This is a genomic window from Paractinoplanes brasiliensis (assembly GCF_004362215.1).
GTDB classification, from domain to species: domain Bacteria; phylum Actinomycetota; class Actinomycetes; order Mycobacteriales; family Micromonosporaceae; genus Actinoplanes; species Actinoplanes brasiliensis.
Genome location: NZ_SNWR01000001.1, coordinates 2,623,424 through 2,646,111 on the forward strand (window position 1 = coordinate 2,623,424; position 22,688 = coordinate 2,646,111).

Annotated in this window: 20 protein-coding genes; 16 read left to right on the plus strand and 4 right to left on the minus strand. The window is 70.3% G+C overall.

Annotated elements, in window-relative coordinates:
- Nucleotides 1-113 precede the first annotated feature (113 nt).
- Nucleotides 114-1,490 (plus strand): cellulase family glycosylhydrolase, encoded by a 1,377-nt coding sequence (locus C8E87_RS11600; protein WP_133873104.1) that lies wholly within the window; start codon nucleotides 114-116, stop codon nucleotides 1,488-1,490.
- A 64-nt stretch (nucleotides 1,491-1,554) separates the two neighbouring features.
- Here the strand turns inward: C8E87_RS11600 and C8E87_RS11605 are convergent, their stop codons facing one another.
- Together C8E87_RS11605 and C8E87_RS11610 are read right to left on the minus strand one after the other, a co-directional pair.
- Entirely contained in the window at nucleotides 1,555-3,270 is a 1,716-nt protein-coding gene (locus C8E87_RS11605) for an ATP-binding protein (RefSeq protein ID WP_133873105.1), read from the minus strand.
- Nucleotides 3,271-3,385: 115 nt separating this feature from the next.
- The gene (locus tag C8E87_RS11610) at nucleotides 3,386-4,153 is read right to left on the minus strand and encodes a hypothetical protein (RefSeq protein WP_133873106.1); all 768 of its coding nucleotides are present in this window, start codon (nucleotides 4,151-4,153) and stop codon (nucleotides 3,386-3,388) included.
- A gap of 119 nt (nucleotides 4,154-4,272) precedes the next feature.
- Here C8E87_RS11610 and C8E87_RS11615 point away from each other — a divergent pair, with 119 nt between their 5' ends.
- The 5 genes from C8E87_RS11615 (at nucleotide 4,273) to C8E87_RS11635 (ending at nucleotide 8,285) form a co-directional block, all read left to right on the plus strand.
- A complete protein-coding gene (locus C8E87_RS11615) occupies nucleotides 4,273-5,187 on the plus strand; it encodes an ABC transporter ATP-binding protein (RefSeq protein WP_133873107.1) in 915 nt (304 codons plus the stop codon).
- Nucleotides 5,180-6,043, plus strand: coding sequence for an ABC transporter permease (locus C8E87_RS11620; protein ID WP_133873108.1), 864 nt, complete (start codon nucleotides 5,180-5,182; stop codon nucleotides 6,041-6,043). Before C8E87_RS11615 ends, C8E87_RS11620 begins: the two co-directional genes overlap by 8 nt.
- Nucleotides 6,040-6,951 carry an ABC transporter ATP-binding protein gene (locus tag C8E87_RS11625; RefSeq protein WP_133873109.1) on the plus strand — a complete coding sequence of 304 codons (912 nt, stop codon included), beginning with the start codon at nucleotides 6,040-6,042 and terminating at the stop codon, nucleotides 6,949-6,951. Before C8E87_RS11620 ends, C8E87_RS11625 begins: the two co-directional genes overlap by 4 nt.
- Nucleotides 6,951-7,661, plus strand: coding sequence for an ABC transporter permease (locus C8E87_RS11630; protein WP_133873110.1), 711 nt, complete (start codon nucleotides 6,951-6,953; stop codon nucleotides 7,659-7,661). The genes C8E87_RS11625 and C8E87_RS11630 overlap by 1 nt, the downstream gene beginning before the upstream one ends.
- 63 nt (nucleotides 7,662-7,724) lie before the next feature.
- Nucleotides 7,725-8,285 carry a DUF4352 domain-containing protein gene (locus C8E87_RS11635; RefSeq protein WP_133873111.1) on the plus strand — a complete coding sequence of 187 codons (561 nt, stop codon included), beginning with the start codon at nucleotides 7,725-7,727 and terminating at the stop codon, nucleotides 8,283-8,285.
- Nucleotides 8,286-8,291: 6 nt separating this feature from the next.
- On the opposite strand, the gene C8E87_RS11640 is transcribed toward C8E87_RS11635, so the two are convergent.
- On the minus strand, nucleotides 8,292-9,611 hold the full coding sequence (locus tag C8E87_RS11640) for a glycoside hydrolase family 26 protein (RefSeq protein ID WP_133873112.1): 1,320 nt from the start codon (nucleotides 9,609-9,611) through the stop codon (nucleotides 8,292-8,294).
- A 141-nt stretch (nucleotides 9,612-9,752) separates the two neighbouring features.
- Here C8E87_RS11640 and cysC point away from each other — a divergent pair, with 141 nt between their 5' ends.
- The 8 genes from cysC to C8E87_RS11680 all read left to right on the plus strand — a co-directional run bounded on the left by cysC (nucleotide 9,753) and on the right by C8E87_RS11680 (nucleotide 19,848).
- Nucleotides 9,753-11,273 (plus strand): adenylyl-sulfate kinase, encoded by a 1,521-nt coding sequence (gene cysC / locus C8E87_RS11645; RefSeq protein ID WP_133873113.1) that lies wholly within the window; start codon nucleotides 9,753-9,755, stop codon nucleotides 11,271-11,273.
- 95 nt (nucleotides 11,274-11,368) lie between these two features.
- Nucleotides 11,369-13,126, plus strand: coding sequence for a Wzz/FepE/Etk N-terminal domain-containing protein (locus C8E87_RS11650; protein WP_133873114.1), 1,758 nt, complete (start codon nucleotides 11,369-11,371; stop codon nucleotides 13,124-13,126).
- Between the two features lie 5 nt (nucleotides 13,127-13,131).
- Nucleotides 13,132-14,496, plus strand: a complete 1,365-nt coding sequence (locus tag C8E87_RS11655) for an O-antigen ligase family protein (RefSeq protein WP_239079941.1) — start codon at nucleotides 13,132-13,134, stop codon at nucleotides 14,494-14,496.
- Nucleotides 14,493-15,722: a hypothetical protein gene (locus C8E87_RS11660; protein WP_133873116.1), complete on the plus strand. Its 1,230-nt coding sequence runs from the start codon at nucleotides 14,493-14,495 to the stop codon at nucleotides 15,720-15,722. Before C8E87_RS11655 ends, C8E87_RS11660 begins: the two co-directional genes overlap by 4 nt.
- An 11-nt stretch (nucleotides 15,723-15,733) precedes the next feature.
- Nucleotides 15,734-16,609, plus strand: coding sequence for a sulfotransferase domain-containing protein (locus tag C8E87_RS11665; RefSeq protein ID WP_133873117.1), 876 nt, complete (start codon nucleotides 15,734-15,736; stop codon nucleotides 16,607-16,609).
- The gene (locus C8E87_RS11670) at nucleotides 16,597-18,129 is read left to right on the plus strand and encodes a lipopolysaccharide biosynthesis protein (protein ID WP_133873118.1); all 1,533 of its coding nucleotides are present in this window, start codon (nucleotides 16,597-16,599) and stop codon (nucleotides 18,127-18,129) included. The genes C8E87_RS11665 and C8E87_RS11670 overlap by 13 nt, the downstream gene beginning before the upstream one ends.
- Entirely contained in the window at nucleotides 18,126-18,860 is a 735-nt protein-coding gene (locus C8E87_RS11675; protein WP_133873119.1) for a methyltransferase domain-containing protein, read from the plus strand. The genes C8E87_RS11670 and C8E87_RS11675 overlap by 4 nt, the downstream gene beginning before the upstream one ends.
- The gene (locus tag C8E87_RS11680; RefSeq protein WP_133873120.1) at nucleotides 18,853-19,848 is read left to right on the plus strand and encodes a glycosyl hydrolase; all 996 of its coding nucleotides are present in this window, start codon (nucleotides 18,853-18,855) and stop codon (nucleotides 19,846-19,848) included. The genes C8E87_RS11675 and C8E87_RS11680 overlap by 8 nt, the downstream gene beginning before the upstream one ends.
- Before the next feature lie 126 nt (nucleotides 19,849-19,974).
- Here C8E87_RS11680 and C8E87_RS11685 read toward each other — a convergent pair whose 3' ends face one another.
- Entirely contained in the window at nucleotides 19,975-20,772 is a 798-nt protein-coding gene (locus C8E87_RS11685) for a WecB/TagA/CpsF family glycosyltransferase (RefSeq protein WP_133873121.1), read from the minus strand.
- A 62-nt stretch (nucleotides 20,773-20,834) separates the two neighbouring features.
- Between C8E87_RS11685 and C8E87_RS11690 the strand changes: the two genes are divergently transcribed.
- Both C8E87_RS11690 and C8E87_RS11695 read left to right on the plus strand, forming a co-directional pair.
- On the plus strand, nucleotides 20,835-21,767 hold the full coding sequence (locus C8E87_RS11690) for a sulfotransferase (protein ID WP_133873122.1): 933 nt from the start codon (nucleotides 20,835-20,837) through the stop codon (nucleotides 21,765-21,767).
- Nucleotides 21,764-22,678, plus strand: a complete 915-nt coding sequence (locus tag C8E87_RS11695) for a glycosyltransferase family A protein (protein WP_133873123.1) — start codon at nucleotides 21,764-21,766, stop codon at nucleotides 22,676-22,678. The genes C8E87_RS11690 and C8E87_RS11695 overlap by 4 nt, the downstream gene beginning before the upstream one ends.
- Nucleotides 22,679-22,688: the final 10 nt, after the last annotated feature.

Below are 22,688 nucleotides of genomic sequence, written 5' to 3' on the forward strand. Positions count from 1 at the left end.
GACGCCTCGGCCCTCCTCCATGTTTGCGGCCATCGATGGTTACGGCTATGGTCCGTGGGAGCGCTCCCACGCATCCTCCCCGTTCCCCTCCCCCGATGGAGCATCGATCCCCCATGCGCAGATGGAGAATCCTCGCCGGTGTCGCCGTGGCGGCGGTCGCCGCGACGGCGGCCACGGCCATCGCCCTGCCGGCCGGCGCCGAGACGGCCGTCTTCACCGTGGCCAGCTCGTGGAGCAACGGCTATCAGGGCCAGGTCGAGGTCAGGAACAACACCTCGTCCACGATCAGCACCTGGCGGGTTCAGCTGACTTTGCCCGCCGGAACGACGGTCGTCAACTCCTGGAACACCACGCAGTCGGCCTCCGGCTCGACCTACACGTTCACGCCGGCCGGCTGGAACGCCACGCTCGCGGCGGGCGCGTCGACGTCCTTCGGGTTCATCGCCGGCGGCGCCGGTCGTCCCACGTCGTGCACGGTCAACGGCGTCTCCTGTGACGGGTCGACCACCCCGCCGACCTCTGCCCCGCCGACCACGCCGCCCACCTCGGCTCCCCCGACCGGCACCACCCCGGTCGCGATCAACGGGCAGCTGCGGGTCTGCGGCACCAAGCTGTGCAACTCCAACGGCAAGGCCATCCAGCTGCGCGGCATGAGCACCCACGGCCTGCAGTGGTTCGCCAAGTGCTACAACAAGAACTCGCTGGACGCGCTGGCCAACGACTGGAAGGCCGACCTGCTGCGCATCTCGATGTACGTGCAGGAGGGCGGCTACGAGACCAACCCGGCCGGCTTCACGTCGCAGGTCAACGGGCTGGTCGACCAGGCCGAGAGCCGCGGGCTGTACGCGCTGATCGACTTCCACACGCTGACCCCGGGCGACCCGAACTACAACCTGGCCCGCGCCAAGACGTTCTTCAACGAGGTCTCGGCCCGCAACGCGAACAAGAAGAACGTCATCTACGAGATCACCAACGAGCCCAACGGCGTCAGCTGGGCCGGCATCAAGAGCTACGCCGAGCAGGTCATTCCCGTGATCCGCGCCAACGACCCGGACGCCGTGATCATCGTCGGCACCCGCGGCTGGTCGTCGCTGGGCGTCTCCGAGGGCGGCAACTCCAGCGAGATCACCGCGAATCCGGTCAACGCGAGCAACATCATGTACGCGTTCCACTTCTACGCCGCGTCACACCTGGACAACTACCGCGCCGAGGTGCAGCGGGCGGCAGCCTCGCTCCCGCTGTTCGTCACCGAGTTCGGCACCGTCACCTACACCGGCGGCGGCCAGGTCGACCTGCAGAGCACCGGCACGTGGCTCGACCTGCTCGACCGCCTGCAGATCAGCTACGCCAACTGGACGTACTCCGACGCCGACGAGAGCAGCGCCGCCTTCCGGTCCGGCACCTGCAACGGCTCGGACTACAGCAGCGGCGTGCTGAGCGAGTCGGGCACGTACCTGAAGAGCCGCATCAGCACCCCGGACAACTTCTGACGGTGCCGCGCGGCCTTTGACCCACGTGTGCCCCCGGGTACCCACCAGCCCGGGGGCACACGTGTCACCGCGTCAGCGTCCATTTCGCGCTGGGTGAGCGCGGCTTGCCCAACATCCGGACCCGCCCGCCGTCACGAAGCCGGCGCAGTGCCCGATGCACGGGATCGGTAGCCAACCCGGACGCCATCTCTATCTCGGCCCGAGAGCGTGGCCCATCCGCGAGCGCCTTGAGTACCGCCAAGTCGGCGTTCGCCAGACCGGAATCCTTCTCGGACAAGCCACCGGGATGGTCCGCGGAGATCACACGATACGTGGTCGAGCCTCGGGTGCCGAGTTGCTCGACGACGCCGGACTCGGCGAGTTCCCTGAGCTCACGGCTCGCAGTCCGACTGTCCTGGACTCCCGTGAGCGTGCGATAGGTCGCGTTGGTCAGTACCGACCCGTCCCGCATCATCGCGAGCGCCATCATCTGGGACCGCGACAACGGCCCGATCGGCAGTGATGCGAGCCAGTCGATGGAGTCCTGGTCGAGAAGCGTGTGATTCGGGAACTCGACGGTGAACGAGGAGATCGTGTCGGTGAAGCGCGGCGGTTCCATCCCGGCCTCGGCCAGACCCATCAACATCCGCGCGATGCCGGTCCCGCGATTCTCGCAGACCATGCGACCGTCACCCAGGGGCGTGTCCTCAAGGATCTTCAGCAGAACCTTGTTGCGCGAGGCTGTGATCGTCGTCGTGCCGAGAGAGCTGACATCCACCGGACCGTAGAGACCACCGGGGTTCCGAATGACCAGACGATCGGGATACAACTCCACCTGGACTTGGGTGCCACGAGCCATCTCCGAGTAGTCGCGATGCACCAGAGCGTTCACCAGGGCTTCGCGCAGCACCTCTTCCGGGTATTCCCACTCGTCGACCCGGAAGATCCCGGACACGATGCTGCGCCGTTTCATGTTGTGTTTCAGCGCCTGGATGCACTGGGCCACCATCAGGGGAATGGGCCCATCGATGGATCGGTTGTCGATGAACCGCTCACCGAAGCGCCCGACCGCGCCGGCCTCGGCTTCTGGGTAGGCGACGAAGGTGACGTTCAACTGTGGCTCGAAGGTTTGCGGATAGATACCGAAGACCAGAAGCCCGGCAAGCGTCGGTACGGTCCGGCCCTCGTACGATGTCAAAACGTTGAGCATCCGGAGCGCCCGCTCATCGTCCACTCGTCCAAAGGTTTCCTTGGTGCTGCGAATCCGCCGGAGAAAGGCCGCCAGGAGTTCCTGATCGAGATCTTCGGGCGTCGCGCGCGGGACAGGGCTGACATCGAACCGAGGCTCAGATCGATTCGACAGCAGAATCGCTACCTCATAGTCCGTCATCTTCCGATCACCGTCGGCAACCCGGACGCGAGATCCTTGGTGAGGGCCGAGAGATCGTTTGAAGCACGGACGCTGATTGCGAGGCACCGGCGGCACTACACAGAGAACGACGTTTCGGCCCTCAAGCCGAACGGTACGGATCTCGGCGCGGACCGGGGGCTCCATCTCCGAGCAGACAGCAGCGACCTGGGCCTCCATCTGGGCCGGGTCGTCGACCCCCACAACGGTGAAGCCACTCTTCTCATCGACTCCGAGCAAGATGCATCCGCCGTCGACGTTTGCGAAGGCGCTGATTGACTCCCACAGCGTGACCGGAAGTCCGCCCCTAGCCCTCTTGACCTCGCACTCGAGATGGTCGGCGCCATGCCCGCGGAGATTTTCCAAGAGGGTGTCGAGATCGTCTTCGTTCATGCCGACCCACCTCAGCTATAGCAACCAGCCGTGCAACAGCGTGCCACAGCTGTGCAACAGTTGGCAACAGCTTGCCATAGCTGACAACAGCTGACGAGAAGTGCCGGGTCAGGGGCTATCGGCGGGGCTCAGCGGAGGTTTCGGTGAGGCGTTCGGCGATGAGCAGGGCGGGGCGGGTCCAGGCGGCGAGCAGGGCGTCGAGGTCGGGGGTCTCGCCGAGGAACCAGCCCGAGTGGAAGGTGCCGGTCGGCCACTGCAGCGTGTGGGAGAGCCGGTTCACCTGGGTCAGGCGGGGTTCCAGGGCCAGCCGCTTCGAGACGAAGATGTCGGTGCCGAGCTGGCGGCCCACGCTCAGGGCGGCCGGCGTGGGGGTCGAGCCCTCGGAGTGCAGGACGGCGTAGGCCGGGTCGAGGGCCGTACAGCACGCCTCCAGGTAGCGCAGCACCACGGCCTGGCGGGCCTCGGCGGCCGCCCGCTCGCTCTCGTCCCACAGCGGCCGCGGGATGGCGAACGCGCCGGCTTCCACGGTCACCTCGACCGGATGCCGTTCGGGTGGGACGTCCTCGCCGGGGGTTGCCTCGAACGAGATCGCCGCCGGGCCCACGCCGGGCAGGGACATCGCCACGCGGTAGCCGCCGCCGTCGCGCAGGCAGCGCCGAACCTCGCGGGCCGAGCGGACCCCCGCGTACGTGATCCCGGGCGCGCCGGGGACCCGCGAGAACGACAGGCCGGGCGGGCCGTGGAACATCGCCCCGGCGTACGTGGCGCCGTTCTCTTCCAGGACGTCCCCGACCGCGGCCAGCGCCGGCTCGTCCAGCGGATGGTCGAACCAGAGGCCGAACGACAGGAAGACCCCACCCGGCCACATTGACACCAGTCCCATGTCTGGTGAACGCGCGGACCACCGATCAGGTAATTCTGAGAGGACGCTGAGAGACCCCCGAACGCTTCTCAGGGTTTAACCGGATCCGGGCGGGTGCGCGCCCTTCCTAGGCTGATGCCGTGACCATCATCGCGACACAGTCGCTCACGAAGACGTACGGGGGCGGGGTGACCGCCCTCAGCGAACTCACCGTCGACGTCGAGGCGGGCGTGATCGGCCTCGTCGGCGCGAACGGTGCCGGTAAGAGCACCCTTATCAAGATCATGCTCGGCCTCACGGCGCCCACCAGCGGGGAGGTGCGGGTGTTCGGGCTCGACCCGGTGACCGACACCGACAAGGTGCGGGCCCGGGTCGGCTACATGCCCGAGAACGACTGCCTGCCGCCGGACGTCTCGGCCTCGGAGTTCGTGACCCACCTGGGCCGGCTCAGCGGGCTGCCGAAGACGGCGGCGCGCGAGCGGGCCTCCGAGGCGCTGCGCCACGTCGGCCTCTACGAGGAGCGTTACCGGCAGATCGGCGGCTACTCGACCGGCATGAAGCAGCGGGTCAAGCTGGCGCAGGCGCTGGTGCACGACCCCGACCTGCTGCTGCTCGACGAGCCGACCAACGGCCTCGACCCGGCCGGCCGCGACGCCATGCTCAACCTGGTGCACCGCATCGGCAACGAGTTCGGCATCTCGGTCGTCGTCTGCTCGCACCTGCTCGGCGAGGTCGAGCGCATCTGTGACTCGCTGATCGCGATCGAGGGCGGACGCCTGCTGCGGGCGGACCGGATCTCGGCGATGACGGCCGCCTCCGACGTGCTGGCCGTGGAGGTCAGCGAGGGCACCGACGAGCTGGCCGACGTCCTCGTGCAGCGTGAGCTGTCGGTGACCCGCGAGGGCCGGATGCTGCTCGTGCCGCTGACCAACGAGGCCGCGTACGACGAGATCCTGCGCGCCGTGGCCGAGCTCGACCTGCCGCTGCACCGCCTCGACCAGCGACGCCACCGCGTGGCCGAGCTCTTCACGACGAAGGAGACCGCCGATGTCTGATGCGGGCGTCATCCACGACATCGGATACCAGCGGTACGAGGGCCCACGCCTGGGCCGGGCCGCGGTGTTCGGCGCGATCTACCAGCACGGCCTGCGTGCCGCGTTCGGGCTGGGCCGCTCGGCCAAGGCGAAGATCTTCCCGTGGCTGGTGGCGGGCATCGTCCTGCTGGTCGCGGTGATCAACGCCGCGGTCAAGGCGCAGGCCAACGTCATCCTGTTCGACTACTTCTCGTTCGACGACACGATGAGCTGGCTGGTCATCTTCTTCGTCGCGATCGTCGCGCCCGAGCTGGTCTCCCGGGACATGCGCTCGGGGGTGCTGCCGTTGTACTTCAGCCGGCCGCTGCGCGCCTTCGACTACATCGGGGCCAAGTTCGCCGCGCTGGCCACGGCGGTCTTCCTGCTGCTCGGCGTGCCCCAGCTGATCATGTTCCTGGGCGGGGCGTTCACCACCAAGAAGGGCGCGAGCGGCGTCTGGAACGAGTTCCTCGACCTGCTGCCGGGCTGGGGTTACAGCGTGCTCTGGGCGCTGTTGTTCGCGTCGATCAGCCTGCTGGTCGCCTCGATCACCGGCAAGCGCGCGTTCGCGGCGGGCGGCATCGTCGCCGTCTTCCTGATGACCGCCCCGGTGGTCGGCGTGCTGAGCATCCTGCCGTCGACGACCGCCCAGCACCTGGCCGGCCTGGCCAGCCCGATGTCGCTGCTGACCGGCGTGCAGTCGTGGCTGCGCGGCAAGAACGACCTGGGCCTGGACATCGGCGAGTTCGGTGTCATCTACGGCATCGAGTTCTTCTGCCTGGTCGCCGCCTGTCTCCTGCTGTTGCTGGCCCGCTACCGGAAGGTGGCCTCGCTGTGAGCACCGTCGAACTGCAGAACGTCTCCCGCTGGTACGGCAACGTCGTCGCCGTCAACGACATCAGCATGACCTTGGAGCCGGGCGTCACCGGCCTGCTCGGCCCGAACGGCGCCGGCAAGACCACGGTGCTGCACATGATGGCCGGCTTCCTCGCCCCGTCGAAGGGCACGGTCACCATTGACGGCTCGCCGACCTGGCGCAACCCGGGCATCTACCGCTCGCTGGGCCTGGTGGCCGAACGCGAGGCGGTGCACGGCTTCCTGACCGCGTACGAGTTCGTCCTCGCCTGCGCCAAGATGCAGAAGCTGCCCGACCCGGCGGCGGCCGCCAAGCGCGCGATCGAGCTGGTCGAGATGACCCCGGCGCAGGACAGGCGGATCGACACCTTCTCCAAGGGCATGCGGCAGCGCACGCGGGTGGCCGCCGCGCTGGTGCACGAGCCGCGGGTGCTGCTGCTCGACGAGCCGTTCAACGGCATGGACCCGCGGCAGCGCATGCACATGATGGAGCTGCTGCACACGCTGGGCGACCAGGGGCACACGATCCTGTTCAGCTCGCACATCCTCGAGGAGGTCGAGCAGCTCTCCGGCCTGGTGCAGGTGATCGTGGCCGGCCGGCTGGCGGCCTCGGGGGACTACCGGCGCATCCGCCGCCTGATGACCAACCGGCCGCACGTGTTCGCCGTGCAGAGCTCGGACGACCGGCGGCTCGCGGTCGCGCTGATCGGCGAGAAGTCGGTGAGCGGCATCGAGGTCGAGGCCAACGGCTTGACCGTACGCGCGTCCGACTACGGCAGCTTCACCCGCGCGCTGCCGCGCATCGCCCTCGGCGAGGGCATCCGGCTGCGCAAGCTGCTGCCGTCCGACGAGTCGCTGGAGAGCGTCTTCTCCTACCTGCTGGAGGCCTGATGTCCACCGTCGCCTACATCACCGCACGGGGCCTGTTCGGCCGCCGGCGGGTGCTCATGCTGCTGCCTCTGCCGCTGCTGCTGATCGGCCTGGCGGCGCTCTGCCGGGCCTACGACGTGGACCCCGACCAGTGGGGCCAGGCGGTTGTCGTCGGGCTGGGCCTGGCCGTCGTCCTGCCGGTGATCTCGCTGATCGTCGGCACCGGAGTGCTCGGCTCCGAGGTCGACGACGGCACGATCGTGCACATCCTCACCAAGCCGCTGCCCCGGCGCGACATCATCCTGGCCAAGCTGCTGGTGGCGGCCGGGGTGAGCGCGCTGACCGCGGCCGTCCCGCTGTTCGTGGCGGGCCTGCTGGCCGACTCGGTGCGGTTCGGGCTGGCCCTGGTGGTCGGCGCGATGGCCGGGGCGATCGCCTACTCGGCACTGTTCCTGCTGCTCAGCCTGGTCACCCGGCGGCCCGTGCTGCTCGGCCTGGCCTACATCCTGGTGTGGGAGGGCCTGCTGGGCCGGTTCGTCAGCGGCACCCGGGTGCTCTCGATCGAGCAGTACGTCATCTCGATCGCCGACAGGATCGCGCCGACCGGCATGCTGGAGGGCAAGGTCTCGGTGCCGGTGGCCATCGTGATGAGCGCCGTTTTCGCCCTCGGTGGCACGATCTACGCGATCAACCGGCTCGGCTCGTTCAGCGTGGCCGGCGAAACCAGCTAGACCGGCGGCGCTTCTGACCGATCGGCCCGCCACCCGAGGTCGGAGCGGTGTTTTGATGGGGTCATGACCGACGCCGAGGTCGCTGACGAAGACGAGGACGCCGGCCCTCCGCAGCCCTTGTGGCCGTGGGTGGCCGGCGTCCTGGTTCTCGCCGTCGTCGCCGCGTTCAGCTGGTTCCTGGTGCTGCGCGACGACGACGGCGATCCGGAAGTGGTGAGCACGACCGGTGGCGAGATCGGCCGGCCGGTCCGCGACGGCCGGTTCGTCTTCACCGTCACCGCGCTGCGCTGCGGCGTCGGCAAGGTCGGCGACGAGTTCGTCAACGTCGAGCCCAAGGGCACGTTCTGCCTGCTGGACCTGACGGTGAAGAACGGCGGGACCACGGCCGAGCTCTTCGACAGCACGTCCCAGAAGGCGTACGACGCGAAGGGCGCCGAGTTCTCCACCGACCTGCAGGCCGAGGTGTTCGTCAACAACGAGGCGCGCAACCTCATGGACGAGATCCCGCCGGGCAGCCAGGTCAAGGGTTCGCTGGTCTTCGACGTCCCCGAGGGGTCCAGCCTCACGACCGTGGTGCTGCACCAGAGCTTCTCCTCGCCCGGCGCCCGGATCTCGCTGACCTGACGGCGCCTACCGCCGTGGCGTGACGGACACCTGGAACAGCGGCAGGCTGCCCAGTTTGCGGTACGCGTGCAGCGCGGCCGGCGTGCTGTCCACCGAGGAGTCCTGACCCTTCTGGTTGCTCGGCGTCTCGAACTGCACCATCGCCTTGATCCGGGGGAACTCGCGGATCTCGCGGCCCAGCCGGCGATAGAACTCGGCCTTGTACTGCGGGTTGCGCTTCGACGACCAGACCCCCCACTCGGCCAGCATGAGCGGCTTGCTGGGGTGCCTCGTCCTGGCCCAGTTGTAGAAGCCGGGCCAGCCGGGTTTGCCCTCCAGGCGCCGGTTGAAGACCTCGGAGAACTGGCCGTGGCCGTAACCGGGGTCGCTGTACGCGTAGGTGTCGAGCCCGATCCAGTCGACCACGTCGTCGCCCGGGTACATCCTGTTGAACCAGGGCTTCTGGGCGTGCGGCACGTACGCCATGTGCACGAGCACGCTGACGATGTTGTCGGCGCCCTTGGCCCGGAGCCGCTTGATCACGTGCCGGTACATGGCGGCGTAGTCGCGCGCGGTGTACCCGGAGCCGGCCTTCTCGCGTACGTCGTTCTCGCCCTCGTGATGCACGGCGAAGAAGAACTGCTCGGGGAAGTTCTTCTTGATGTGCTTGGCCAGCCGGTCGAGGTACGCGTCGGTCCGCTTGTCCCCCTTGGCGATCTTGGCCCAGGACGCCGACTCGGGTTTCCAGTTGAGGAACAGGATGCGCCGCTTGCCGCGCTCGTGCGCGATCGCGATCTCCTGTTCGGTCGGGAACAGCTGCCGGATCCCGCCGTGGTACGCGTGGTAGATGGCCTGATGGCGGCCGGTCTTGCGCTCGAAGCGGGCGAGGGCCGAGGCGCCCCGGCTCTCGGTGTGCGCACCCGGCGCCACACCCCACAGCACGCCGCAGGTGGGCACGAGCTTGTGACCCGTACGGCAATGTTCCTGGCGCCGCTGCTGGGTGACGTTGACGCTGCCGGCCTGCGCCCGCCGTCCCTGCGGCACGGGAGTCGTGGGCGTGGCGGCGGGGCTTGTCGCCGTGGTGACCGCGGCCGAAGGCGAAGCGGCGGCGGGCGCTGAGGAGGGACGACGCGCCGGGGCGAGCGCGTCCGGGATGCCGGGTTGCTGGGCGGTGGGCGAGAGCACGGGCACCGAGACGGTCGGGTCGCCGAGTGCCCCCACCGGGAGTCCGATCTGGTCGACCCCGCCGGTCCAGGCCCACGCGAGCGTGGTGGCGACGGAAAGTGCGAAGGCGGTGGGAACGGCAGCTATCTGAACGAGCCGGAAACGGCGAGGACGACGATTCACGATCAGCCAGTATTGTGACTTTTATCCGTTTTGTCTATTACCGGACGACCGGGAACGGGAAACCGGGGCGGGATACCCGTCTCGACCACGATCAGCGAGGCTGAGAAACTGTCTCCTAATCGGCCTCAGGGGGATACGGAAGTGAATGGTTCGGTGCTGCCCGAGGACGTGCTGCGCGACGCTCCGTCGTACACACCGCACCCGCATGAGCTGGCAGATCTGGAACTCCTGCTGTCCGGCGCGTACGCGCCGCTGACCGGTTTCCTGGGCCGCGACGACCTGAACGCGTTGCGCCGCCGGGGCCGGCTCGCGGACGGCACGCCGTGGCCCGTGGCGGTCACATTGGAGCTGCCGCGCGAGCTCGCCGAGCGGCTGACGGTGGGTGACCCGCTGCGCCGCGCGATCATCCTCACCGACCCCGAGGGCGCGCCGGTCGCCGCGCTCGAGGTGAGCGATCTGTGGCCGACAAGCGAGCGCACGTTCGCCGCCGGCGGCACGGTCCGCCGGATGGGTGACGGCGGGCACGGCCCGTTCCAGCGGCTCAAACGCACCCCCGAGGAGGTGCGGGCGCTGCTGCCACCGGGCCGGGTGCTGGGCGTGATCGCCGACCGCCCGCTGCACCGGCCGCAGCTGGCCCAGATCGCCCACGCCGCCCGCACCCTCGGCGCCCATCTGCTGATCATGATTCCGGTCAGCGGACCCGGGCCCGACGGCCTGCCGCCCGAGGCGCTGGTCCGCGCGGTGTTCGCCGCCCGCGACCGGATGCCCCCGGCCACGATCGTCGCCGTCCCGCTGCTGACCCGCGGCGACGAGATACGTGACGCCCTGCTGCGGGCGCGCGTCCTGGGGTCGTACGGGGTCACCCATGTGCTCTCCACCGGCGAGATGCTCTCCGGCGGCAACCTGCGGGTGCTCGTCCCGCGCGAGCTGGCCTACGACAACCGGGACGGGCAGTGGCGCTGGCGCGACGACATCCCGCTGCGCAACCGCCGCCTCGCGATGACCCCGGCCGAGATCGACGACCTGCTCGACCGCGGCTTCCCGCTGCCCGAGTGGCACACTCCCCCGGCCGTGGCCAAGGAGCTGGTCCGGGCCCGCCCGCCACGCCGGCACCGGGGCCTGGTCGTCTTCTTCACCGGCTTCTCCGGTTCGGGCAAGTCGACGATCGCCCGTGGCCTGGCCGACTCGCTGCGGGAAACCGGCGAGCGCACGATCACGCTGCTCGACGGCGATGTGGTGCGCCGCGAGCTCTCGGCCGGTCTGGGCTTCAGCAAGGCCGACCGTGACGCCAACGTGCGCCGGATCGGCTGGGTCGCCGCCGAGGTGGGCCGGCACCGGGGTATGGCGGTCGCCTGTCCCATCGCGCCCTACGAGAAGGCCCGGGCCGCCGTACGCGCGATGGCCGTCGAGGCCGGGGCGGGCTTCGTGCTCGTGCACGTCAACACCCCGCTCGAGGTGTGCGAGCAGCGCGACCGCAAGGGCCTGTACGCGCGGGCACGCGCCGGGCAGCTGCGCGGCATGACCGGCATCGACGACCCGTACGAGGAGCCGGCCGACGCCGAGCTGACCATCGACACGACAACCATCACCGTGCCCGAGGCGATCGAGCTCGTGGTCGCCTATCTCGTGGACAACGGCTGGGTGGAGCCGAAAATGCAATAAACCCATTACGCAGGCGGGAGTGAGACGTTTACCCCTCCGGGGGCGAAACGCCCGATTGCCACTTCTCACTCCACCCCCGAAAGGGCCGCCAGCCGATGGAAGCCTCACGCCCTGCCGATGTCTCGCACTATCTCGGCGTGTTCCGCCGGCACTGGTGGATCGCGCTGATCGCGACGGGGGCCGGGCTGGGCGGCGGCGCGGCGCTGACCTCGGCCATGCCGAAGGTCTACCAGTCCTCCACCGCCGTGCTCGTCCAGGCCGTCGACCAGGACACCAACGTCCAGGGCGGCCGGACCAAGGGCATGGTCAACCTCGACACCGAGGCGCAGCTGGTCGGCTCGGGCGCTGTCGCGGCCAGGGCCACGGCCCTGCTGCGCAGCTCCCGTTCGCCGATCGAGCTGGCCCGCGACGTCTCGGTCGAGGTGCCCGCCAACACGACCGTCCTCATGGTCACCTTCAAGGCCGGCACCCCCGAGGAGGCCCAGGCCGGGTCGCACGCGTTCGCCGAGGCGTACCTGCGCAACCGCGAGGAGACCGCGCAGAACAGCCTCAACCAGCAGATCAAGACGCTCACCGCAAAGATCAAGCAGCTCACCACCACGCTGGCCGGGATCAACGCCCGGCTGGCGCGGTCGGCCAAGGGCAGCTCGGACGAGAGCAACCTGCTGAGCCTGCGGTCGAACTCGCAGAATCAGCTCAACGGCATGACCGGCAAGCTCAACGAGCTGACCACGACCACGATCGGCGCGGGCAGCATCATCAGCGACGCCCGCCTGCCCGAGACCCCGACCAGCCCGAACCCGATGGTCAACCTGGCCACCGGCGGCATGCTGGGCCTGCTCCTCGGGCTGGGGCTGGGCTTCGTCCGGGAACGGTACGACCGCCGCCTGCGCTCGGCCGCCGACGTGCGCGACCGCGGGCGCATGCACGTGCTGGCCGCCCTCGACGAGCGCACCACCCCGCACTTCGAGGACATCCTCCAGCCTTACGGCGCAGGTGGCCGGGTCTTCAACCGGCTGCGCAACGAGGTGCTGGCCACCATGCCGCCGGGCGACCAGGTCATCGTGGTCACCGGCGCCAGCCGCGGTTCGGCCAGCACGCTGGTGGCGGCCAACCTGGCGGCGGCCCTCGCCCGTACGGGCAGCGACGTCGTGCTGATCGGCGCGCACCTGCCCGACAGCGTCGTGGACGCCGCCCCGATCGCCCGCATGCTCGGGGTGGCGGCCGTCCCGGGCCTGTCCGACCTGCTCGCCGGGCGCGTCGAGCTGGCCCGGGTGCTGCAGCGCACCCCGCGGATCCCGTCGCTGCGGGTCGTCACCACGGGCGGCGCGGCAACGGCGGCCGGTCTCATGCAGTCGCAGCGGCTCAAGGACACCCTGCAGACGCTGCGCGGCCAGGGCGGGTACATCGTGATCGAGGCGCCCTCGACGTCCAGCAGCGCCGACGCGCAGAGCCTGGCCAGCCTGGCCGACGCCGCGATCGTGGCCGTCGAGCTGCGCCGCGCCCACCGCCCGGCCCTGCTCGACGCGGCCGAGCAGCTGCGGCGGGTCGGAACCCCGCTGCTGGGCGCCGTCGTGATGCCGCGCCTGTCGCAGATGCGTGCGGCCGAATCGGCGGGCCCGGCGGTCACGCTGACCCCGCCGGTTCCGTCGTCCGGCCCGCGACCGGACGAGACCGCCGTGCTCGATCGTGACCTGATGCCGCCCAAGCGCTTCCCGACCAACACGATGTCGGCCGCCGACAAGGCCGCCCAGCAGGTGCGCCCGAGGGTCGCCGACAGCGCGGAGGAGATCACCGCGGTGATCGACATGTCCGGCGTGGACGTCAAGACGCAGGACGGCGACAAGCAGTGACCCAGGTGTCTGCGGCCGCGGTGCCCAGCACCGCCGGCCCGGCCCACGGCGTACGAGCGAAGACGGGCCTGCCGGCCTGGCCGGTGGCGAGCATCCTCGCGTTCTATCCGATCTGGTGGGCGCTCGGCCTCGGCGTGCTGATCTTCGCCGTGATGGCCGTGCCGATGCTGTTCCTGCTGCTCAGGCGGCGCGCGGCCGGACGCCCGCTGCTCCTGCCGCCCGGGTTCGTGTGGTGGGCCGTCTTTCTGATCGCCGTAGTGGTCAGCATGGGCGCGCTCGGGGCCGACCCGGCGGGCACGGTGGCCGGGCACGCGACGGGCCGCCTGCTGCCGGCCGGTTACAAGGCGCTCATGTACGCCTCCCTGACCGTCCTGCTGGTCTACGCGGGCAACCTGACCGAGGCCGAGCTGCCCCGTAGACGCCTGGTCAAGCTGCTGGGCTGGCTGTTCGTGGTGACCGTGCTGGGCGGCCTGCTGGGCATGGTGGCGGGCACCTTCGAGTTCACCTCGCCGGTCGAGTGGCTGCTGCCCTCGGGGGTGCGCAACAAGGGCTTCGTGCAGTCGCTCGTGCACCCGTACGCGGCTCAGATCATGGACATCGTCGGCGACAGCAAACCCCGCCCGGCCGCGCCGTGGGGTTACACCAACACCTGGGGCAACAACTTCTGCCTGCTGGCCGGCTGGCTCGTGGTCGCCGCGTGGCAGAGCGGAAGCGGCAAGGCCAAGTTCTGGACCGTCGTGTGCCTGGTCGTCTCGGTCGTGCCCGCCGTGGTGTCGCTCAACCGCGGCCTGTGGATCGGCATCGGCGTGCTCGTCGTCTACGTTGCCACCCGCTACGTGCTGGCCGGCAAGCTCTGGATCATCGGGGCGGTGGTGATGGCGGCAGCCCTGCTCGGGGTCGCGCTGATCGCCACCCCGCTCGGCGAGGTGGTCGGGGCCCGGCTCGACAACGGCAAGTCCAACGGCGTGCGCTCGTTCCTGATCGAGCGGGCGCTCGACGGCTTCCAGGACTCACCGGTGATCGGCTACGGCGGCACGCGCAGCACGCTCGGCGGCCGCAACTCGATCACGGTCGGCGAGAGCGCCGGCTGCGAGCGGTGCGGCAACTTCACGGTCGGCGGCAACGGGCAGCTGTGGCAGTTGCTCTACGCACACGGCGCGGCCGGCGCCGTGGGTTATCTCGGCTTCTTCGCGTACGGGCTGTGGCGGTTCCGGCGTGACCGCAGCGCCATCGGGGTGGCGGCCGGGGGTGCGATCGTCACGTCGTTCTCGGCCATGCTCTGGTACAACTCGCTGGTCACCCCCCTGGCCTTCATGGTTCTGGCCTTCGCGCTGCTCTGGCGCAATTCGATCGAGGGGGAAACCACATGAGTCCGGTCCGGACAGCGCCCGCCGAACTGACCGCCGGGGACGCGGAGCTGCGCACCCGTTACCTGAACGAAGTGCTCGGCCTCCTCTACCCGTCACCGTGCCGCACCGACGGCTCGCCCGGCACCCCGATCGCCGAGTACCTGGTGGTGCCGGACGCCCGCCGCCCCAAGCTGCTGGTGCCCTCGGGTTCACGCCGGGTGGCCGCGGCCGCCGTACGCCGGTACGCCGAGCCGCAGTCACGTTCGGCCAAGCTCAAGCGGGAGGCCGTCGTCGCCGCCGTGCGCACCGGCGCGTCCGGCGTGCTGCTGCGCGACCGGATCCGGGTCACCGGCCCGTTCTCGCACAGCATCGACGGGCACCTGAGCGAGGCGCTCGGCCGTGAGCTGTCGGTCAGTGTGCACATCGGTCCGGCGCGAGCCAACCGCAAGCCGGTGCTGCAGCTGATCGGGCCGGACGGTGACACCTTCGGTTTCGGCAAACTCGGCGCCGGCCCGCTCACCCAGGCCCTCGTACGGGCCGAGACCGCGGCCCTGACCTCGCTGGCCCACAGCGGCCTGACCAAGCTGATCGTGCCCCGGGTGCTGCACGCCGGGCAGTGGCGCGGCCTCGAGGTGCTGGTGCAGTCGGCGCTGCCGGTGTGGCTGCCCCGCGCTCCGCTCAGCCAACGGCGCCTGGTCGCGGCCATGCTGGACATCGCCGGGTGCTGCGGTTACACCACCGGCGCGCTCTCCGGCAGCCTGTACTGGCACGACCTGCGCGCGCGGCTGGCCGAGCTGGCCGACCGGCCCGAGGGGGTCGCGCTCGCGTCGGCGGCCGAGCTGCTGGTCCAGCGGTCCGGCGACATCGTCTTCCGGTACGGCGCGTGGCACGGCGACTGGGCCCCCTGGAACATGGCGAACATCGCCGACGGGCTGCTGGTCTGGGACTGGGAGCGGTTCGCCTCCGGGGTGCCGCTGGGCTTCGACGCCGTGCACCACGAGCTGCAACGGCGCATCCAGTCCACCGACGACGCCAAGGACGCCGTCGAGGCCACCGTCAAGCGCTCGGCCGAGCTGCTGGCGCCGTTCGGCGTGCCGGTGGCCGGGCGTGACGTCACCGCGCTGCTCTACCTGGTCGACCTGGCCACCCGCTATCTGACCGATCGCCAGGCCGAGGCCGGCGCCCGCCTGGGAGTGCTCGGCACGTGGCTGCTGCCGGTGCTGATCCGGCGGGTCGAGGAGCTCTGAGGAGACCAACCATGGACGTACGCAAGCTGCCGGCGCCGATGAAGCGCGTCGTGCACCTGGGGTCCCGCTCCTACGGCCGGTTGACCGCGCCGGGCCGGATGACGCCCACCTTCCTGATCTGCGGCGGGCAGCGCTGCGGCACGACGTCGCTGTACCGCGCGCTGGCCGGGCACCCGGTCGTGCTCAAGGCCGTCCTGCACAAGGGCGTGCACTACTTCGACGTCTCGTACGACCGCGGGATGGCCTGGTACAAGGCGCACTTCCCGCTGGTGCGCAGCGGCGAGAAGATCGGCGAGCGCTACGGCGTGCCGCCGCAGACCTTCGAGTCGAGTCCGTATTACATGTACCACCCGCAGGCGGCCGCCCGGATCGCCCGCGATCTGCCCGACACCAAGCTGCTCGTGCTCGTGCGTGACCCCGTCGAGCGCGCGTACTCGCAGCACCACCACGAGGTGGCCCGCGGTTTCGAGACCGAACGGGACTTCGGGGCCGCGCTGGCCCTCGAACCGGCCCGCCTGCACAAGCAGGAGGAACGGCTGGCCGAGGACCCGGGGTTCTACAGCTTCAGCCACCAGCACCACGCCTACCGGGCGCGCGGGGAGTACGCCCGCTACCTGAGCGTGATGGCGCAGCATGTGGGCCGGGAACGGATCCACGTGATGGAGAGCGAGCGCTTCTTCAGCCACCCCGAGGACGTCTACGACGAGGTGTGCGAGTTCCTCGGCCTGCCCAGCTATCTCGAACGGCCGGTCTTCGAACGGCACAACGCCCGCCCCCGCCAGAGCGACATGGACCCGGCCTTGCGGCGCGAGCTGACCGACTACTACCTGCCGCACGACGAGGCCCTCGCCCGCTGGCTGGGACGCAAGCCGGTATGGCGGTCCTAGACAAGCCGGCCGCCGGCGCGCGCGGGGCGGCCCGGGGCGGGCTGGCCAACATGGCCGGCTCGGCGCTGGCCGGCGGCACCGGGGTGGCGGTCACCTGGATCGTGGCCCGTTCGCTGGGAGCCGAGCAGGCGGGCGCCTTCTTCGCCGCCACCGCCGCGTTCGTGCTGGCCGGCGGGCTGGCCAAGCTGGGCACCCAGACCGGGCTGGTCTACTGGCCGGCCCGCCTGCGCGCCACCGGCCGTACCCACCTGCTCGGCGCCTGCCTGCGTACCGGCCTGATGCCGGTCATGGTGCTGTCGGTGGTGCTCGCGGTGGCGATGTGGCTCGCCGCGCCCGCGATCGCCCGGCTGACCGCGGGCGAGTCCGCACACGTGGTCGGCGCGCACACCGCAGGTCTGCGGGTGCTGGCGCTGTTCCTGCCGTTGCAGGCGATGACCGACGCCCTGCTCACGGCCACGCGCGGTTACCGGGCGATGCGACCCACCGTGACCCTCGACCGGCTGCTGCGCAGCGGCATGCAGCTCGGGCTCGTCGGCCTCGCCGGTGTCACGGCACTGTGGACGGCCGCCTCACTCCCGATGTTCGCGCTGGCCTGGGCCGCCCCCTACCTGCCGGTGACAATCCTTTCCGCGTACGCCCTCAGACGCCTCTACCGCGAGGCCAAGGCGCCCGGCGTGACCACTCGGCGGGCCGAACGGTCCGCGTTGCGTCGCGAGTTCTGGCGGTTCACCGGGCCCCGCGCGATCGCCAGCGTGGCGCAACTGGCCCTGCAGCGCATCGACGTGCTGCTCGTGGCGGCGTTCGGCGGCCTGGTCGCGGCGGCCGTCTACGCGGTGGCGGGCCGGTTCGTGGTGCTGATCCAGTTCGCCAACCAGGGCATCTCGCAGTCCGTGCAGCCGCGACTGGCCGAGGCACTGGCCGTGGGTGACCGGCGGGCCGCGAACGACCTCTACCAGACCGCGACCGGCTGGTTGGTGCTGGTCACGTGGCCGGTCAACCTGCTGGTGATCTTCTTCGCGCCGGTGTGGCTGCGTCTCTTCGGCGACCGGTACGCCGCCGAAGGTGTCGCGGTGGTGGCCGTGCTGGCCGGCGCGATGCTGGTCGCCACCGGCTGCGGGATGGTCGACATGGTGCTGGCGATGGCCGGGCGTACGTCGTGGAACCTGGTCAACGTGCTCGTCGCGCTGGCCGTCACGGTGGTTCTCGACGTGCTGCTCATCCCCCGGTACGGCGCCCTCGGCGCGGCGATCGGGCTGGCCTGCTCGATGGTCGTCAACAACCTGCTGCCGCTGATCCAGGTGGGGCGGTCGGCCGGGCTGCACCCGTTCGGCCGCGGCACCCGGGCGGCCGGACTGCTCGCGGTCGCCTGTTTCGGCGTACTGCCGTGGTGCCTGACCGCCGTGTCCCTCGGCCGGACCTCGGCCGTGCTTGTCGCCGTGCCCGTTTTCCTGGCCGGCGCCTGGCTGTTGCGCGTCCCGCTCGCTCTGGACGCGTTCAAACCCATGAGGAGGACGAGTTGACCACCGACTACACCAAGGTGTTCCAGGACACGGACGCCGTCGAGAAGTACGAGAACATCACCTACGCGCCCGACAGCTACGCCTCGCAGATCAACGAACGGCAGCAGGACTACCTGCGTACGCTGGTGCGCCGCGAATTCGGCGACCTGGCCCCGGTGCAGCACGACTTCGCCTGCGGCACCGGCCGGGCCATCCGCACCCTGCACGGGCTGGTCCGCGAGGCGCACGGCTACGACACGTCGGCCGAGATGATGGCCAAGGCGGCCGAGGTCGGGTCGCGGGCCAACTGGCATCAGGTGGCCGCCGACGGGCCCGTGCCGCACCCCGCGCCGGCCGGCTTCCCCGCCATCGTGACCATGTTCCGCCTGCTCCTCAACGTCGACGAGGCCGTCCGCGACCGGGCGCTCGCCTTCGCGGCCAAGGCCCTGCCCAGCGCCGACTCCGGCATCCTGGTCGTCGAGAACCACGGCAACGCGGGCTCGGTGCGGCACCTGCGGGCCCGTCGCCACCGGGGTGAGCGCTGGTTCGCCGAGCTGTCCCACGAGCAGGTCGCGACCCTGCTCGACCGGCACGGCTTCGTGATCGTCGAACGCCGTGGCTTCTCGATGATCACGCCGTCGCTGCACGGCAACCCGGTCGCGCGGGCCGCCGACGCCGCCGTGCGCCGGCTGCCGGGCAGCGACGCGTACGCGGTGAACGTCCTCTACACCGCCCGGCGAGTCCATGCGTAGGCTCCTCGTCATCCTCCTGGCCCTGGCGCTGCTGGGCGGCTGCTCGTTCGGCAAGAAGGACGAGAAGCCGCCGCAGCCACCGGCCCCCGACCTGACCAGCGCGCCCCGGGCCGTGGCGGTGAACAAAGGACCCTTCAGGTCGGGGCCGGTGCGGGCGCCCGCCCGTGGCGCGCTGTTCGGGGCGTGGATCAAGCCGGACGCGCTGACCCACGTGGGCCGGCTGGCCGCGGTCGAGAGCCTGCAGTCCGACCTGGGCCGCCCGCTGCACATCGTGAACACGTACCGGCGCTTCGAGCAGATGGTCGGGACGCCGTCGGACAAGGAGTTCCTGGCCCGCGGCGCCACGCTGATGGTCAGCTGGGCCACCGGCGACAACCGGTCCATCCTGGACGGCGAGCACGACGACCTGATCCGCAAACAGGCCAAGGCCGTACGGAAGATCAAGGTGCCGGTGCTGCTGCGGATGCGCTGGGAAATGGACCGGCCCAACCTGCGCGCGACGATGTGGTCCGGCGCCGACTACATCGCGGCGTGGAAGTACGTACGGGCGATCTTCGAACGGGAACGGGCGACCAACGTGTCATGGGTGTGGTGCCCGACCGCCGAAGGCTTCATGCGCGGCGACGCCCCGGACTTCTACCCCGGCGACGACCAGGTCGACTGGACGTGCGTCGACGTCTACGCCGGCGAACGGTTCGAACCGATCGGCACGTTGATGGGCCCGTTCCTGACGTGGGCCGCGCAACGCCCCAAGCCCATCGTCATCGGCGAGTTCGGCGTGGCCAAGGCGTGGGGCTCGGCTGGCCGGGCCGCGTGGCTCAAGGACGCGCGGCGCACGTTCAAGGCGAACCCGCAGATCAAGGCGATCGCCTACTTCGAGTCGAACCCGGAGGGCAACGGCCCGAAGAAACAGTTCCAGCTGACCGGCGACAACCCCGCGTTTCAGGAGTTCCACCGGATGGCGAAGGACCCCTACTTCACTCCCTGACGGGCTCCAGGAATTCGAGCCGGTTGCCCGGGAAGTGGGGATCCCACCGCACCGGGCGACCGGCGGCCTCCAGTCCGGCGGCCAGCCCGTCGAGGTCGTCGACGAGGACCCCCGGATGCGTCCGGCTCAGCGGACGCGTGTGCGCTGGACCGGGGCCTGGGCGAGCAGCCGCAACGCGTACGGGGCGTCGTGTTTCAAGTAGCGCCCCGCCAGCCGCCGGGGTTCGGTGCCGAGGCGGTGGGCCCACTCGAGGCCCGTGCGTTGCATCCAGCGCGGCGCGCGTTCGATGTCGCCGGCTACGAAGTTGACCGCGGCGCCGCAGCCGATGAACCAGGTGCCGGGCAGGTCGGGGCGCAGCCGCGAGATGAGGCGTTCCTGCTTGGGGTAGCCCAGCCCGACGAAGACCAGGTCGGGCCGCGCGTCGACGACCTTCGCGCAGTGGTCGGCGTACGTCTGCGGGTCGTTGTCGAAGCCGTAGGGCGGGCAGGACGTTCCGGCCAGGCGCAGCCCGGGGCAGGCGGCCAGCAACCGGTCGGCGGCCCGGGTCGCGCCGTCGGCGGTGGCGTCGTCGGCCGCGGGAGTGCCGCCCAGCACGAAGATCGAGCGCTGGTCGCGGCCCAGCCCGGCCGAGAGCGACCAGATCAGGCTGCTGCCCGCCACCCGTTCGGGCAGCGGCGCGCCGCGGAGCTTGCTCGCCCACACCAGCGGCATGCCGTCGGCCACGATCAGGTCGGCGTCGTCGAGGTGGCGGCGGCATTCGTCGTCGCGTTGCGCCCGCCGGAGGATGTCGACGTTCGGGGTGAAGATCCGCCCCCCGCGTCCGTGCGCGAGGGCGTCGCGGACGACGGCCACCACCTCGGCCTCGGTGATCCGATCGATGCCGGTTCCGTCCAGCTCGACCCGGTCGAAAGCCTCGACTGACACGCAACGCCTCCTTCACGGTTGTTGGCTCGTTATACGAGCGAAACGAGCGAAGGTAGGCCAAAGTGGCACGTGTGCTTTTTCTGGGTGGATTAGGGCGAAGTGGGACAACACTCGTCGAACGCCTGCTAGGCGAACTGCCCGGAGTCTGCGCACTGGGCGAGGTGGTCCACCTCTGGCAGCGCGACATCCGTGACGACGAGCGTTGCGGCTGCGGCGCCCGGTTCTCGGCCTGCACGTTCTGGCAGCGGGTCGGGCGGCACGCCTTCGGCGGCTGGCACAACGTGGACGTCGACCGGGTGCACGCGCTCCGCGACGCCGTCGAGCGCACCCGGCACATCCCCCGGCTCGCGACCGCGGTCGAGGCGCCCGACGAAGTGCACGAGTACGCGCATTTCTACGCGCGTGTCTACAAAGCAGCCGCCGAGGTCTCCGGGGCCCGGGTCGTCGTGGACTCGTCGAAGCATTCGGCGCTGGCCCACGTGCTGCGCTGGGCGCCCGAGATCGACCTGCGCGTGGTGCACGTCGTCCGGGACGCGCGCGGGGTGGCGTACTCATGGACCAAAAAGGTGTCGCGACCCGAGACGGACGGCGCCGAGGAGATGACCCGCTACTCCCCCGGACGTTCGGCCCTGTTGTGGAACGCTCACAACGCCGCCTTCGGACTGCTCGGAAAACGAGGAGTGTCGATGCACCGGCTGCGGTACGAGGAGTTCCTCCACGACCCCCGGTCGCGCCTGTCCGCGATCAGCGACTTCGCCGGTCTGCGCCTGATGCCCGAGGACCTCGACTTCGTCGGCGACGGCTACGCCGACCTGCGGGTGGGGCACAGCGCCGCCGGCAACCCGATGCGCTTCACCGTCGGCCGGGTGCCGCTGCGCCGCGACGACGCCTGGAAACGCTCGCTCCCCCGCAACCAGAGGCGCCTGGTCGGAACGGTCTGCGGGCCGATGCTGCGCGCGTACGGATACCCGCTCTCACTGGAGGAGACCCGATGAACTGGCCGTCCGTAGGCGTCGTCATCCCCACCCGCAACCGCCCAGAGCTGGTGCGCAAGGCGATCGGCGCGGTCCGGGACCAGCGCTATCCGGGCGAGATCAAGGTGCTGGTGGTCTACGACCAGACCGAGCCGGACTACCTGCTCGCCTCGACCGAGGGCGTACAGGTGCTGGTGCTGACCAACTGGCGGACCTCGGGGCTGGCCGGGGCGCGCAACACCGGGATCCTCGCGCTGGACACCGAGTTCGTGGCGTTCTGCGACGACGACGACGTGTGGCAGCCGGACAAGCTGCGCCGCCAGGTCGCGGCCGTGCTGGCCGAGCCGGAGGCGGAGTTCGCCACCTGCGCCATCGAGGTCGAGTACGAGGGCAAGTGCACCCCGCGGCTGGCCGGGCGCAGCCGCGTCACGGTCGACGAGCTGGCCCGTTCCCGGATGGCGATGCTGCACTCGTCGTCGTTCCTGATCCGCCGCTCGGCGCTGGCGCCGGAGGCGATCGGGCTGGTCGCCGAGGACGCCCCGGGCAGCCAGAACGAGGACTGGGACCTGCTGCTGCGCGCCGCCCGGCGGGCGCCCGTCGTGCATGTCGACGAGCCCCTCGTACGGGTCCTGTGGGGCCGCACGTCGCACTACGCCTACGAGTACGCGACCAAGATCAGCTCCCTGCGCTGGATGATGCAACGGCACCCGGAGATCAGCGGCTGCCGGCCCGGTGCGGCCCGCGTCTACGGGCAGCTGGCGTGCTGGTCGGCGGCCACGGGCAACCGCAGTCAGGCGTGGCAGTTCAGCAAGGAGGCCGTACGGGCGAACTGGAAAGAACCCCGTACGGCGATTGCTCTTGCGGCAATGACCGGAGCAGTGAAGGTTGAGAACGTTCTCTCCGCGTTGCACAAGCGAGGGCGAGGTATCTAACTTACTCTTT

Coding starts and splice junctions, on each gene's coding strand:
- C8E87_RS11600 (WP_133873104.1), top strand. CDS start 114: ATGCGCAGATGGAGAATCCTCGCCGGTGTCGCCGTGGCGGCGGTCGCC.
- C8E87_RS11605 (WP_133873105.1), bottom strand. CDS start 3,270: ATGAACGAAGACGATCTCGACACCCTCTTGGAAAATCTCCGCGGGCAT.
- C8E87_RS11610 (WP_133873106.1), bottom strand. CDS start 4,153: ATGGGACTGGTGTCAATGTGGCCGGGTGGGGTCTTCCTGTCGTTCGGC.
- C8E87_RS11620 (WP_133873108.1), top strand. CDS start 5,180: ATGTCTGATGCGGGCGTCATCCACGACATCGGATACCAGCGGTACGAG.
- C8E87_RS11630 (WP_133873110.1), top strand. CDS start 6,951: ATGTCCACCGTCGCCTACATCACCGCACGGGGCCTGTTCGGCCGCCGG.
- C8E87_RS11635 (WP_133873111.1), top strand. CDS start 7,725: ATGACCGACGCCGAGGTCGCTGACGAAGACGAGGACGCCGGCCCTCCG.
- C8E87_RS11650 (WP_133873114.1), top strand. CDS start 11,369: ATGGAAGCCTCACGCCCTGCCGATGTCTCGCACTATCTCGGCGTGTTC.
- C8E87_RS11660 (WP_133873116.1), top strand. CDS start 14,493: ATGAGTCCGGTCCGGACAGCGCCCGCCGAACTGACCGCCGGGGACGCG.
- C8E87_RS11665 (WP_133873117.1), top strand. CDS start 15,734: ATGGACGTACGCAAGCTGCCGGCGCCGATGAAGCGCGTCGTGCACCTG.
- C8E87_RS11670 (WP_133873118.1), top strand. CDS start 16,597: ATGGCGGTCCTAGACAAGCCGGCCGCCGGCGCGCGCGGGGCGGCCCGG.
- C8E87_RS11680 (WP_133873120.1), top strand. CDS start 18,853: ATGCGTAGGCTCCTCGTCATCCTCCTGGCCCTGGCGCTGCTGGGCGGC.
- C8E87_RS11695 (WP_133873123.1), top strand. CDS start 21,764: ATGAACTGGCCGTCCGTAGGCGTCGTCATCCCCACCCGCAACCGCCCA.